General features: G+C 41.8%; 9 protein-coding genes and 1 pseudogene. 5 read left to right on the plus strand and 5 right to left on the minus strand.

The window, feature by feature from the left end; genetic code table 11:
• Position 1: 1 nt before the first annotated feature.
• A complete protein-coding gene (locus V7K32_RS24785) occupies positions 2–1,519 on the plus strand; it encodes an LCP family protein (RefSeq protein ID WP_334996928.1) in 1,518 nt (505 codons plus the stop codon).
• Between the two features lie 125 nt (positions 1,520–1,644).
• On the plus strand, positions 1,645–2,151 hold the full coding sequence (locus tag V7K32_RS24790; protein WP_334996930.1) for a pentapeptide repeat-containing protein: 507 nt from the start codon (positions 1,645–1,647) through the stop codon (positions 2,149–2,151).
• A gap of 125 nt (positions 2,152–2,276) precedes the next feature.
• Here the strand turns inward: V7K32_RS24790 and V7K32_RS24795 are convergent.
• Positions 2,277–2,531, minus strand: a pseudogene (locus V7K32_RS24795) (sensor histidine kinase); the annotation flags it as partial.
• A gap of 603 nt (positions 2,532–3,134) precedes the next feature.
• Here V7K32_RS24795 and murJ point away from each other — a divergent pair.
• From murJ to V7K32_RS24810, 3 genes are all read left to right on the plus strand, one after another.
• Positions 3,135–4,739, plus strand: coding sequence for a murein biosynthesis integral membrane protein MurJ (gene murJ, locus V7K32_RS24800; RefSeq protein WP_334996932.1), 1,605 nt, complete (start codon positions 3,135–3,137; stop codon positions 4,737–4,739).
• Positions 4,740–4,892: 153 nt separating this feature from the next.
• Positions 4,893–5,405 (plus strand): outer membrane beta-barrel protein, encoded by a 513-nt coding sequence (locus V7K32_RS24805; RefSeq protein ID WP_334996934.1) that lies wholly within the window; start codon positions 4,893–4,895, stop codon positions 5,403–5,405.
• Positions 5,406–5,707: 302 nt separating this feature from the next.
• A complete protein-coding gene (locus tag V7K32_RS24810; protein ID WP_334996936.1) occupies positions 5,708–7,387 on the plus strand; it encodes a flavin monoamine oxidase family protein in 1,680 nt (559 codons plus the stop codon).
• Here V7K32_RS24810 and V7K32_RS24815 read toward each other — a convergent pair.
• The 4 genes from V7K32_RS24815 to V7K32_RS24830 all read right to left on the minus strand — a co-directional run bounded on the left by V7K32_RS24815 (position 7,372) and on the right by V7K32_RS24830 (position 14,267).
• Positions 7,372–9,045 (minus strand): S8 family peptidase, encoded by a 1,674-nt coding sequence (locus tag V7K32_RS24815; protein WP_334996938.1) that lies wholly within the window; start codon positions 9,043–9,045, stop codon positions 7,372–7,374. The two genes, V7K32_RS24810 and V7K32_RS24815, sit on opposite strands and share 16 nt — an antisense overlap.
• Before the next feature lie 473 nt (positions 9,046–9,518).
• Positions 9,519–12,221: a type I secretion system permease/ATPase gene (locus tag V7K32_RS24820; protein WP_334996940.1), complete on the minus strand. Its 2,703-nt coding sequence runs from the start codon at positions 12,219–12,221 to the stop codon at positions 9,519–9,521.
• Complete coding sequence (locus V7K32_RS24825) at positions 12,170–12,952, minus strand: peptidylprolyl isomerase (protein WP_334996942.1); 783 nt, start codon at positions 12,950–12,952, stop codon at positions 12,170–12,172. Before V7K32_RS24825 ends, V7K32_RS24820 begins: the two co-directional genes overlap by 52 nt.
• Positions 12,953–13,469: 517 nt before the next feature.
• Positions 13,470–14,267 carry a TIGR00297 family protein gene (locus tag V7K32_RS24830; RefSeq protein ID WP_334996943.1) on the minus strand — a complete coding sequence of 266 codons (798 nt, stop codon included), beginning with the start codon at positions 14,265–14,267 and terminating at the stop codon, positions 13,470–13,472.
• Positions 14,268–14,577 lie beyond the last annotated feature (310 nt).

A 14,577-nucleotide genomic window follows, 5' to 3' on the forward strand; every position in this document is an offset into this window, starting at 1 on the left:
TGTGATAAAACAAGTCGAATGGTCAGAAAATCCTTTGACATCTCAGCAAGTTGTAGAATTTGAACCTGAGGTGAAACCGCAGCAACTTCAACGAACAGAAAATCAAGTAACAGCTTCACCAGTAGAGGATTTAGAGGAAGAGGTAGAACTAAACCCGCCAGCGAATCCCAACCGTAGTGTTGTCGAATCAGTGGGCGCAATTCCCAATCAGCTTTATGAGAGACTGGGCTTAACCATGCCTCGATGGCTGTTGTGGATCATGACGGTTGTCATCGGCATCATCTTATCTGGACTACTAGTATCAATTTTAGCGCTGTGGACTCCCTTATGGAGCAATCTAGATCGAACAGATGAAGATTTAGGAACTACTACTAAAGACGAGGTAAAAATACCACTACCAGGGGAGTTATGGAGCAAACTCTCCCAGTATCAGCTTTCACGACCGATGAATATTTTAATTATGGGGATTGAACCAGTTAACGGTACTGTTGACGGTTCACCAGAAAGCTTTGCTGGGAAAAGCGACACCATGCTGCTGGTACGGCTTAACCCTAGTGATAAATCTGTACGGGTGCTTTCGATTCCCAAAGATACGATGATCGCCATTCCAGAAAAGGGAGAAAAGGGTTTAACTAAGGTATCTGATGCCAATGCCAAAGGCGGCCCAGTCTTGGCAGCACGGGTAGTTAGCCGTACCTTAAACAATGCCCCAATCGATCGCTACATCCGTATTTCTACCAGTGGATTACGGCAGTTAGTCGATCAGTTAGGCGGAGTAGAGGTTTTTGTTCCGCAATCAATGGAATATAAAGACTCTAGCAGTCGTCTGTCGATTAATTTAGTCAGTGGCTGGCAAACCCTCAACGGCGAACAAGCAGAACAGTTTGTCCGATTCCGGGAACCAGGTTTGGGAGATTTGCCAAGAGTGCAGCGTCAGCAAGCACTAATAGCAGCCCTGCTGCAACGCTTAAATAGTCCTACCGTCTTACCCAGGTTGCCTCAATTAACTCGCTTGATGCGAAAATACTTTGATAGCAACCTGAAGATGGAAGAAATGATGGCGTTGGTGAATTTCGGCCTCAACTTAGATCGGGATAATTTCCAAATGACCGTGTTGCCTGGTACGTTTAGCCGTTTTAGCAAAGACCCTGATAGCTATTGGCTAAATATGACTGGACAACAAAGCCTGTTGAATGATTATGTTGGGGTAAATGTCCCTGGTCTGAAACCAGATATGCGTCAGGTTCCTAACCTCAAAATTGCTATTCAAAATGCTTCCAATCAACCTCAGTTAACTGAAAAAGTTATTGCTTATCTGAAACACAAAGGCTTTACTAATATTTACAAAGTACCTGATTGGCCAGATACCCAACGTCAAACTCAGATTGTTGTCCAAAAAGGCAACCGACAAGTTGGAGTTGATTTGCAAAAAGTCTTAGGCTTGGGTCAAATTGAGGTAGCGGCGATTGGTGATTTAGAATCTGATCTCACAATTCGGATTGGTAAAGATTGGAAATAGCTAAGAGTCATTAGTCATTGTTCACTAACAGAGGACAAATGACAAAGCGCAAAGTCTGAGCGCCGGCTTCCGGCGATCAGAACTTTGTAAGAGAGGACTAATGACAAAAGAAAAATAATAAAGTTATGAAAAAGATTTTACTGCGCTTTTTTGGTTTGATTGTGATTTTGATACTCGCATTTTTCTGGTTAATACTTAATCCAAAACCGGCATTTGCTCAAATGAATACAATCAACTACAACAATATAAATTTAGAAAATCGTGACTTTTCTCATGCTGATTTGGCAGGTGTGACTTTTGTCGCAGCAGAAATGCGGGGGACAAATTTTCAAGGAGCGAATTTAACTAACGCAATTCTCACTAAAGGAGTTTTGTTAAAAGCAAATTTGGAAGGAGCAAACTTGAGCGGCGCTTTAGTCGATCGCGTCACGATGGATGGTGCTAACCTGAAAAATGCCATTTTTACAGAAGCAACTTTGACTCGCAGCCGTTTTTTCGATGCCGAAATTACAGGTGCTGATTTTACAGACGCTTTGATTGACCGTTATCAAGTGTCGCTAATGTGTGAAAGGGCTGATGGGGTAAATCCGGTTACAGGTATGTCAACGCGAGATAGTTTAGGTTGTCGATAGTTAGGTTGGGTTGATTCGTGTTACCTAACATATTGCAGGGTTTGTTGGGTAACACAAATCAACCCAACCTCCAACTATTCTTAACTTTTGAATGCGTGACTCCCGCCTTGAGCTACCACTCGCTTCTAATTACCACTGGGAATTTCAATTAAAAACTCTGTTCCTTCTCCTGGTTTTGAGGAACATTTAATCTGGTCATGATGTTTTTCAACTATTATTTGATGGCTGATAGATAATCCTAACCCCGTACCTTTACCTGGGGCTTTGGTAGTGAAGAAGGGATCAAACATGTGCGATCGCACCTCTTCTGGAATCCCTAGACTATTATCAGCTATTCTAATTACAATCTGATTATTAACAGCTTCCGTAGTAATCCAGATAGTTAAACCGCGTCTATCTTGAAACCTGTAGTTCTTCGATGATGAAAAGAATTTGCCCTCATTCCCCAACCCCGAATCCCAGAGAGAGGGATTCGGGGAGCCAGAATTTCAAAGTCCCTCTCCCATATCTGGGAGAGGGATTTAGGGTGAGGGCAAAAACTACGGTTCTCAACTTAGATGAGGTTTAAGGGTATTGTCGGACACTTTTTAGATAACTTCAAATACCTTTGCTGTATAGTTTTAAATTTTTCCTCTAATGCATCAATAAATAAATTACTCAAATAAACGAACCACAGAGAACACAGAGAACACAGAGGAATAAGGAGGAGAGAGTTTTTTAGCCAGTTTTTTGGGTATTTTTTTATTTGGAAGTCTCTAAGACGACTATCAGATATTTTCTTCCCCTACTCCCCCTGCTCACTTTGCGATTTTATTTGGAAGTCCCTTGAGCGATCGTGACAATACCCGCCGTAGGATACCTAAAGGGCTGTAGGGCGAAAGCATGTAAAATAAGTAATTTGTCAAAATTTACCTGACAGACTACGGGATTTCAGGTTAAATGTTTTAAAGTATGCACTCTGCAAGAGTTGTCGGGTAATATTCGTGACACAACAAGACCAAAAACCCTCTCGTTCTTTCGCTGGAATTGCTGGCATTGTTGCCGCAGCCACATTAATTAGTAAAATCTTCGGTTTAGTGCGGCAGCAAGCGATCGCTGCCGCTTTTGGTGTTGGTGCTGCTGCCACCGCCTATAGTTATGCCTATATTATCCCTGGCTTTCTATTAATATTACTCGGTGGGGTCAATGGGCCATTACACAGTGCTGTTGTCAGCGTTTTAGCCAAGCGGCGGCGAGAAGAAGCGGCTCCCCTAGTGGAAACCGTGACAACGCTGGTAGCTGGATCGCTGTTGGTGGTGACAGTGGCTCAATTTTTATTTGCGGATGCGATCGTTGATTTAGTCGGTCATGGTTTGGAGGCGACAACCAGAGCGATCGCCATTCAACAACTCCGCATTATGGCACCAATGGCTTTATTTGCCGGTTTAATTGGCATTGGCTTTGGTACTCTCAATACAGCCAATCAATATTGGTTACTCTCCATTAGTCCCTTATTATCTAGTATTACCGTTGTTGTCGGCCTTGGGATCTTGGCTATGCAACTGGGCAAAGATATTATTAAGCCGGAATACGCTTTAATCGGTGGAATGGTGTTAGCTTGGGGAACCTTAGCAGGAGCAGTTCTCCAGTGGTTAGTGCAGCTAATTGTCCAGTGGCGATTAGGACTCGGCACATTACGCCTGCGGTTTGATTTTAAATCCCCAGGCGTTCAAGAAGTGATTAAAATCATGACTCCGGCAACAGTTTCTTCTGGAATGATGCCAATTAATGTTGCGACTGACCTTTATTTTGCCAGTCCGATCCCTGGTGCTGCGGCAGGATTTAACTATGGGAATTTATTAGTCCAAACTCCGTTAGGGATTATTTCTAATATCATTTTACTGCCCCTGTTACCAATATTTGCCAGACTTGCCAGCCCCGAAAATTGGCCAGATTTAAAATTACGCATTCGCCAAGGACTGCTACTTACTGCTTTCACCATGCTACCGCTAGGGGCGTTAATGGTGTCGTTATCTGTACCTATTGTGCAGGTGGTATATGAGCGCGGTGCTTTCAAGCCAGAAGCTACACAGCTAGTTTCATCCTTGCTAGTCGCTTATGGAATTGGCATGTTTGCCTATTTGGGACGTGATGTTTTGGTGCGGGTATTCTATGCTATAGGCGATGGACAGACACCTTTTCGCATCAGTATTTTTAATATTTTGCTCAACATGATATTAGATTGGTTTTTTGTTAAACCTTTTGGCGCTCCCGGTTTGGTGTTAGCAACAGTGGGTGTAAATTGCAGTTCAATGTTGATGCTGTTATGGTTGCTCGATCGCAAGCTCAATGGTTTACCTTGGCGGGAATGGAGTTTGCCGATTTTGGGTTTGACTGCTGGTAGCGTGGTAGGTGGGGTAGCCAGCTATGGGACATTGGTTGTTTCTCAACAATTCTTAGGGAAAACAGGTTTACTGACTCTGATGTTGGAGTTATGTATATCTGGCTTCGTGGGGATTGCAGTGTTTGCTGCGATCGCTTCATCAATGAAGATACCAGAGGTGAATACTTTTATATCTCGTCTACGTCAGCGCTTTTTGAAGAAATAATTATTATTTGAATATTTCACTTGGTAGACCCAAGTAGGTGAGAAAGAATTCAGCCACTTGGGTGAACCAGATGTGCGAGGTTAGATTTTGTAAAAAAAGAGATTCTAGTACTAGAGAATATTGATTTTACCTAACTCTAGTGAGAAGAATTCTATGAAACTTACAAAATTAGCTGCCTCTTTCCTCGCTGTTGCTTCCATTGTCCTCTCGGCTGGAATTGCTTCGGCTCAAACAGCTGGTACAAACGCCAATTACATCGGTGCTGGTATTGCGGTTGGTGCAACCAGTGGCGGACAAGGAAACGATCAAGCACAAATTGGTGGTAATATTCAAGGACGTTACGCCGTTCCCAATGCGCCTGTTTCATTGCGGGGTTCTGTGCTTTATGGTGGTGATGCTGCCGCAATTATGCCCATACTGACTTACGATGCGCCCATCGCCAAAAATACTAATGTTTACTTCGGTGGTGGTTATTCTTTTGTAACTGACGAAGGTCAAAAAACCCCATTGGGCAATCAGAATGCACCTGTAGTCACCCTTGGTATTGAATCAGAAGTTAGCAACAATGTCATTGCTTATGGCGATACTAAATGGGGCATTGATGCCTACAGAAATAGTGATGCTGATGCTGTCAGCTTCCAAGCTGGATTAGGCTATCGCTTCTAGTGATTACTGTCAACTTAAGAAAAAATCTGCTTTGAGAGGACGTTTTGCCCTTATCCCCTAACCCCGAATCCCAACTTGAGATTCGGGGAACTAGACAATTTGCTCCCCTCTCCCAAAATTGGGAGAGGGGTTGGGTGTGAGGGTCAAACCTGGAAAGTTCGCCAAATCTAGCTTATACGTTAAGTTGACACCAATATTTAATTACTTTTTATATTTAATTCCTAACTTAATCAAAAAAGTTATTTCCAACAGCGATTATTATTAATATTATTTGATAATTAGCAGTAATAGAGGTGTGCTTGATGGCTAAGTCTGCACTAATGGTATCTTTGCAACGCGCTTATAAAATTGCGAGGGCATCGCTTAAAACTGGCATTCCCACCGATGAGATAGTTGATATTTTAAAACAAAGAACCACTCGTCGCCGCTTACTTTTTGGGGGTTTGGGATTAGCAAGCGCATTAGCTACAGCTACCTGGCATAATGGACGTGATTCTGCGGCTTTTGCCACAATTCCCAAAGTGCTGGTAGTGGGTGCGGGAATTGCTGGCTTGAGTGCTGGCTACCGCTTACGTCAAGCTGGAGTTCCTGTAGATATCATTGAGGCGAGGAGCGGCGTTGGTGGTCGGATGCGTAGTTTAACTAACGCAGCAGGTACTGACGTGACTGTGGAAGTTGGTGGAGAATTTATTGATACAGATCATAAAAAATTACGATCGCTTGCTCAAGAACTTGGTTTAACAATAGTCGATCTACTTGCTACTGATAAAGGATTAGTGCCAGAAACATGGTACTTTAAAGGACGTAAAATTCCTGAAATAGAAATTATTAATTACTTCATTCCTTTAGCGCAGAAAATTGACGAGGATTTAGTTGCCATTGGGGATGGAGATGTAAATTATCGCTCTTACAATCAGGCAACTTTCGCTTTAGATAACACCTCCATTGGAGATTATTTAGAGCAAGCAAAAATTAATCCCATTTTGCAAGAAATGCTGTATGTTGCCTATACTACCGAATATGGTCGAGAAGCAGCAGAACAATCCTGTTTGAATCTACTGTTTTTGATTGGTACTAACACTGATACATTTTCAGTCTACGGCGAAAGTGATGAACGTTATACCATTCGTGGTGGTAACGATCAAGTACCTCGTCTGCTAGCGGATTATTTAGGAAATTTTATACAAACTGATACAGAATTAGAAGCTATCTGTATTCGTCCCGATGGTTGCTATCGAGTTAGTTTACGGTCTGGATATAGAACCTTTGAGCGTACTTATGAAAGAATTTTGTTGACATTGCCCTTTAGCACTTTGCGTTTAGTGAAGTTGAAAGTTAATTTACCAGCAATCAAACAGAAAGCGATCGCAGAATTAGGATATGGTACAAATGCCAAATTAATTACAGCCTATCAACAAAAATTGTGGCGTACTAAATATAACTCAACAGCTGCAACATTTACTGATACAGGCTTTCAAAACACGTGGGAACCCAGTCGCTACCAAAAAAGCCCCAAAGGTCTGATTACTGACTTTACTGGTGGTGAACATGGTTTATCTTTGGGTAAAGGTTCAGCAGAATCTCAAGCCAAAATACTATTACCACAATTAGATCGAATTTTCCCCGGAATCAAAAACCTGCGTCAAGGTCAAGCCATTCGCGCCTATTGGCCTGGAGAACAGTACACACGAGGCTCCTATGCTTGCTATTTAGTCGGACAATGGACAGGGATAAGTGGAGCTGAACAAGAACGTGTAGGTAATCTATTTTTTGCTGGTGAACACTGTTCTGTGTCCTACCAGGGATATATGGAAGGGGGTTGTAGAACAGGTGAAGTTGCAGCTAAGAGAATCCTCAAAGATTTAGGTTGGCGAAATATCCCTGCTGAACAGAAAAAATCAATTACTACCAATCAATTAAATCGCTATCATCCCAGGATTCCAAGGGACGAAAGTTTTTCTAACGACTACACCCAAGAGTAAAGGTAATTGCCTAGCAGCTTGTCGTTAGACATCGCCTGGTCTATTAAAGAACTGACATCATAACTATTAACACTAGCAATAGTCTCTGGTGTTAGATATTCTGCTGTTTCTGTAACTCCCTGACCTATTAAAGAACTGACATCATAACTATTAACACTAGCAATAGTCTCTGGTGTTAGATATTCTGCTGTTTCTGTAACTCCCTGACCTATTAAAGAACTGACATCATAATTATTAAAACTAGAAATTGTCTGTGATGTGAGATAATTTCTAGTTTGTGCGTTTATAGGTAGCAAGTTGTTGTTAGAAATTACCTGCCTTGCCAGAGAACTAACATTGGAAATATTAAAATTAGAGAAACTAGAGATTGTACCTTGTGAACTATTTTCTGCTGTGTCTGCTTTGGCGTAGCCCGCACTTCGAGAAAGCTCAGTGACCATCCTAGACATCGCCTGACTCGGCACAGAACTGACATTAGAAATATTTGAACTATTTGTAGTTTGTGTACTATTTCCTGCGGTTTCTGCCACAATCTGACGGACTTGGGCATCAGTCAAGTTGTGGTTAGCACTAAGCATCAGGGCAACTATACCAGCAACATGGGGAGCAGCCATAGACGTGCCGCTATAAGTAGCATATTGATTATTCGGAACTGAGGAATAGACCTTGACTCCTGGGGCTGTGACATAGGAAATTTCATTTGTTCCAGAACGGTTAGAGAAGTCAGCCAAATTATTATTCTTATCCACAGCCCCAACGGCAATTCCCGACTTGGATGCATAGCGGGCGGGATAGTCTGGTGATGAGTCACCATCATTACCTGCTGCCATGACGACAATCACTCCTTTGCTGCTGGCATAGTCAATGGCTGACTCTAAAGTACGATTGGAATAAGGACCTCCTAAACTGAGGTTAATCACGTTAGCTCCATTGTCCACAGCATAATGAATGCCTTTAGCAATGGAAGTGTAGGAACCAGAGCCAGAGTCATCTAAAACTTTGACAGGCATAATTTTGGCATCATAAGCAATACCAGTGACACCGTAGCTATTATTTTCTCCGGCGATCGTGCCAGAAACATGAGTACCATGACCGTTGTCATCTAGGACATTATTATTATTGTCAACAAAGTTCCAGCCGTGGATGTCATTAGCATAGCCGTTGCCATCATTATCTTTACCATTGCCAGCAATTTCCTTGGGATTTGTCCAGATATTATCCTTTAAATCCTCGTGGTTATAGTCAACCCCAGTATCAACAACAGCGACAACAACACCTTTACCTGTGTATCCCTTTGCCCAGACTTCTGGTGCTTTTACAAGGTCTGCTCCCCAATTATTGCCACCAAGATCAGGAACATCAGCAAAGGTATTCTGACCAATAGCTCTAGCCACTGCTGCTGCTCCATTAATCAAGCCATAGCCATTGGTGGAGTTATAATTTTGAGCGCTAAAAGTATTAGTAGTAGCGTTACTGTTATTTTCGGAGTCACCATTATTTAGCAACTGCACATCAGCATCGCCTGAGTTATAGCTACTAGGTCTGCTGAAGTTGAGGCTGTGGTCATCTTTGGTCTTAAAGCTATCTAATGAAGAAATTGAAGTGACATTTAGCTGTTGAGTTGACAACACGTTGTTATTAACATCATCAATGACCATAAGTATTTTTTCTCAATGATAGCAATCGTTTTTTGACAGTTTGAAGCTTTAAAATATCGATTAGAAAACTTCAATTTTTGAATAAGCCCCATTGTCAATAATTACTATGAAATTTCATAAGAAAATGATAATTTTATTACCAAAAAACCTTCTGAAAACTGCGATTTTTATTAAGAGTAAATTCCTCAAGTAAATCTTAAATCTTTGAAGTGTATTAATGGCCACTAACGCAATGAGAAGAAAACGTTATGACTGTTACTACTTTTAAAACTACTGCGATCGCGGGTTATAAAACAATCCGCTTGAATTAGCACCAAAAACCTTAAACTGTGTAGGTATAAATTTGCGTAAGTCCTATTATTAAAATCATCAAAATTAAAATGGCGAATGGAGTATAACTGCATTCGCCAAAAACTATCTTTAAGCGGCTTTCCAGACGTTTATCTTTTATGTAACTACAAGCTTTGAGTTAATTAAATGTTTGCTTGCTGCCGTTGATATAATGACCAATACAAACCCTTTTGTTGCAACAATTGTGAGTGAGTACCACGTTCGGCAATCACGCCTTGCTCCAACACCAAAATCAAATCAGCACGTTTGAGAGGGGCAAAGCGGTGAGCAATTAAAAACACGGTACGATTAACGGAAACTTTTTGCAGGTTTTGCAGTACTTGTTGTTCAGTTTCACTATCCAAAGCGCTGGTAGCTTCATCTAAAACTAAAATCGGTGCTTGGGAAAGAAATAGCCTTGCGAGGGCAATCCGTTGTCTCTGTCCGCCAGATAAAGCGGTACCGCGTTCACCAACATTAGTTTCGTAACCGTAGGGTAATTGACTGATAAAATCGTGAGCTACTGCTAGTCTTGCCGCCTCTACTACTTGCTCTGCGGTAATGTCGGGAGTACCGAGAGTGATATTTTCCAAAATGGAACCGTTGAATAAAAAGTCTTCTTGGAGAACTACACTAACTTGTTGCCGCAGTGAGGCTAAATCGGCACTTTTTATATCAAAACCATCAATAAGGATGCGTCCTGATTCAATTTGATAGAGGCGTTGCAATAACTTAGACAGAGTACTTTTACCAGAACCGCTCCGTCCGACAATGCCAACAAATTGCCCTGGTTCGGCATTGAAAGAGATTCCCCGCAGAATTGCTTCAAAGTTCGGCCGGTAGCGGAAAAATACTTGCTCGAAGGTGACTTGACCTTTCAGGGGTGGTAAAACTAGACCTGTTCCCAGTTCAGCTTCTGGGGAGACGTTGAGAATATCACCAATGCGATCTACAGAAAGTAGCACTTGTTGGAGGGTTTGCCACAACTGTACTAAGCGCAAAAGTGGGCCTGTGACTCTACCAGACAGCATTTGGAAGGCAACAAGCTGTCCGACTGTGAGCTTTTGTTCGATAACTAATTTGGCTCCAAACCAGAGAATCAGCATGGTGGAAAAATTGGTGAGAAAGTCACCGATATTGCTGCTGATATTGGAGGTGGTAGAAGCTTTAAAACCTGTGCGAATGAAACGAGCAAATAAGCCTTCCCAGCGATCGCGGGCTACTGGTTCTGCTGCATGGGCTTTAACGGAGTGAATTGCGGTGATTGTCTCAACTAGAAACGATTGACTATCGGCACTCCGGTTAAAGGTTTCGTTGAGCCAGTTACGCAGAATTGGTGTTGCAACTATCGTCAATGTGGCAAACAGTGGCAGTACTGCTAAGGCTACAAAGGTGAGTGGGATGTTATAGTAAAACATCAATGCTAGGTACACCACAGCAAAGATGCTATCCAAAATCACAGTTAATGCTGTACCTGTGAGAAACTGACGTATTTGTTCGAGTTCCTGGACTCGTGCTACTGTGTCTCCAACGCGCCGCGACTCAAAATAAGCCAAAGGCAGACGCATCAGATGGCGAAATAGCTGTGCTGATAAACTCAAATCCAGACGACGAGCTGTATGGGTAAAAATGAATAGGCGCAGAATGCCAAGTATAGACTCAAATATGGCTACGCAAAAAAGTGCGATCGCCATCACATCGAGAGTCGGCAAACTCCCCTGCACCATCACTTTATCAATGACGACTTGCGTAATTAGCGGTGTTGTTAACCCCAAAAGCTGCAAGGTAAAAGATGCTAACAATACTTCTGTTAGTAATTTCTTATACTTCCAAACTGCTGGGGTGAACCAACTGAGGTTAAATTTTTCTTGCTGGGATATCAGTTCTACTTGCCACAATCGCCCATCCCAAGATGCTTCAACTATTGATTGTGGTAAGCTTTCACAAATGCGATCAGGATTTAGAGGGTTAGCAATAATTAAGCGATCGCCTTTAACTCCATAAGCTACCACCCAAGAAGGACTCTGGGGCGAATCAGAATTCCACAGCAGTAAAGCTGGAAATGACAACTGTCGCAACTCACCCCAACTCACTTGTAACCGCCGCAACACTAACCCTAACTTTTCTCCTGCTTCCACAACCTGTTTTGGGCGTTGTCCTCTGAGTTGCCGCTGCACCCATTCCAGTTGCACAGAATTTTCTAACTGTTGTGCCACCATTGTTAAACAGGCAGCAGCAGTGTTCCAGCTAGCAACAAAGGGATAATTTGAGACGATCTGATTGGCGGCTGGGAGTCCTCTTTGGGGTTGGAGGCTGTGGGGGCTAGAAGTTCGTTCACTAGCTGGCGCTAATGAAGGAGTCGAAGAGAAGGAAAATGTGTCTTTCTCTCTCTCCATGCCCACTGGTAACACTTGCCAGAATTCCTGAATTTGTGGGTTTGAAAATTCTGCCCAAACGGCTGTATGCCAACACACTACTACTACTTCTTTACTAGCAGCTACAGCTTTAAAATTCGCAGACAGTTTTTGGAACTCACCAAACCAATCCCCCACATCTAGGGCGGCTATTGGTTTGCCAACTCCTTCTTCTCGTAAGCGGACTTTTCCAGCCACAATTAAGTATTGGTAACCGCCGATATCGTTTGACCAGATTTTCTCTCCAAGACGATACTGACGGGTTTGGGACTCCTTTTCCAATCGGGATTGTTGTTCGGGAGTCAGCCAACATAAGGGGGGCTGATTCCAAGGCAAAGAAGCTAGCACTTTTAATCGTAAAGATTCATTATTCAGAATATTTAACTCACTTGTAATTTGACTGTCAGTTTTTGAATTTTCTCTGCTAGCCATTTCTCAAACAACTCATTTTGTAGTGCAAGCTTTAGTTGAGTATCTTCTGAAGACGCTGGCAGAAATTGTTCTACTCGAAACAAACCATAAGGTCCTTCTCCTTGCGGAGAGTCTTTGCCAACGATTTCTATTGGTCCTATCAATTGTCCAGGACTCGCCACATCAATAGCTGCCCGTAATATATCCGGCATACTTCCTCGGCTGACTATTCCCATCATGCCGTTCACAATTCGGTCATCTGAAAGGGAATACTCTTTAGCTAGTTGCTCAAAACTACCTCCTTCTTCAATTTGAGTTTGTAGTTCATCTGCCAATTCTCGATTATCAACAACGATCCGAGAAAGTACTACCCGATCCAAAAAAATTTTGCGTTCAATAAAATATTCTTGGAGTTTTGCTCCCGTCACTAAAGCTTTTAGCTTTTCTAACTTGTAACCAAAAGCCACCGATGTGTGAAAGGTAGCGTAATCTGTGTTGTTAGCCTTTAACCATTCTTGAAAACTTTGGGGGTCAGTTAGTTGGTTTTTCAGCCTAAAGTCAATAATTGCCTGTTCAGTTATTGCAGTACCAATCTCAATATCGTCTCTTGTTCGGATTTCTTCCTCAATTACATACTGGCGGAGAATATCTCCAATAAACTGTCCCAATTTTCCAGAGGCTTGCAGGTATTTTACTGCTGACTCAATAGAAATTATTTTGTCATTGATTGTTAAAAATGATAAAGATTCCATGAACTAACTATGTGAAAATGGTTAAGCATTTATAGGACTTTTAAATTAAATCATATAAAAATCATCTGGTGATTAATCATTAAATATGATAAAGTTTTTATGAATTAATTACATCTAAATTGTCAAAAAATTATATATTTAGTAAATAAAATAATTTTCCATAATTACTTTTACGGTCTAGTGGGGACAGAACAGGATTTAAAATATCAGTTATAAGGCAAAACAAGTTGTGTAACCAAATCTTTATAAATTCAAATAAATAATCAGGTAGATACAGTTAATGAGCATTTAAGTGCATAAAAGCAGGGCTGGAGCCGCTTGCTACAAGCTAATCATTCTAGAAAAATGAATGATCGTAAGGTTAGATAAGCAAAAATAAATTAAAACATATTAAGAATTGTTTCTTGCCAGTTATCTATGTCAGTTGCTAAAACTCGATCCACTGTGTTTCTCATTTAATCAAAGTTGTAGCAACTGAGGGCAAAATCTTAACAAGTAATCCTTTATTCTTACCTGTCTACTTAATTATACTTATCCATGTCCAGGCGAGTAGCACAGCAGCGATCGCACCGATTAATGTATTAAAAATGTTTACGACTTCATTGGTTAGCCAATTATACTTAGATTGCAATGTTGCCCCAATCACACTTTCTAAGTTAGTAGCAATAAATGCTGCCACTACACACCAAACTACTCCTAATAGATCAATTAAACCAACTCCCCAACCAACAAATGCGATCGCAACAGAAGCTACAATCCCAGCTAAAGTCCCTTCCAAGCTTACCGCTCCTTCTGTACCGCGAGGCACTGGTTGCAGTGTAGTAATTAGAAAGGTGCTTTTACCATAAGCTTTACCGACTTCACTAGCAGTGGTGTCAGCCAGCTTGGTACTGAAACTCGCTACATAGCCTAACAATAATAGGGACTGGGGATTGGGGACTAGAGATTGGGAACTAGGGATAATAAATCCCGAATTTATTATCCCTACTCCCAAAGCACACAGCGCCCCAGTCAAAGCTGAACCCCAAACATTTTCTGGGCCTCTTGCCCCAGAACGCTTTTCGGCAATTCCTTCAGCCTCCTTCTGCGCCATCCCGATGCGGGTAACGCCAGAACCAACGAGAAAATAGAACATTACGACTGCATATCCTTGCCAGCCTAGAGTTACCCAAATTAGGATGGCTAGAAACCAGGCGTGGAATAATCCAGCAGGGGTAAGCAGCTTTTTCGGAGCAATCCAAGCTAAACCCAATAGAATTGTGTTTAATCCTACCGCCACCAACCAGGGATTAACAGAATCAATTAAGGATGACATCAGCAATTAATCATGAGTAATTTTGTCTGAATATCAACAGAATAACGAATTTAGTACCCCTAGTACCGCAAGGCAAAAATCAATCTTGAGTCAGTGCTAACTTGCCGTGGCGACTTGTTCGCTCTTAGCGTTAAGGCAGGGTAGCAACTGGCTCTCAAAAGTCAAACAAGTATACAACGTAAGAGTTTCATTGATTTTGAATGGGTGGTTTATTTACGCCGTGCTGTACTATTGCTTAATTTTTGACACCTCTCCAGGTAAAGTAATATGTTTGTATTGTTAACTGAATTTTGTAGGTATTCCCTGAAAG

It is taken from the genome of Nostoc sp., assembly GCF_036917635.1.
Lineage (GTDB): Bacteria > Cyanobacteriota > Cyanobacteriia > Cyanobacteriales > Nostocaceae > Nostoc.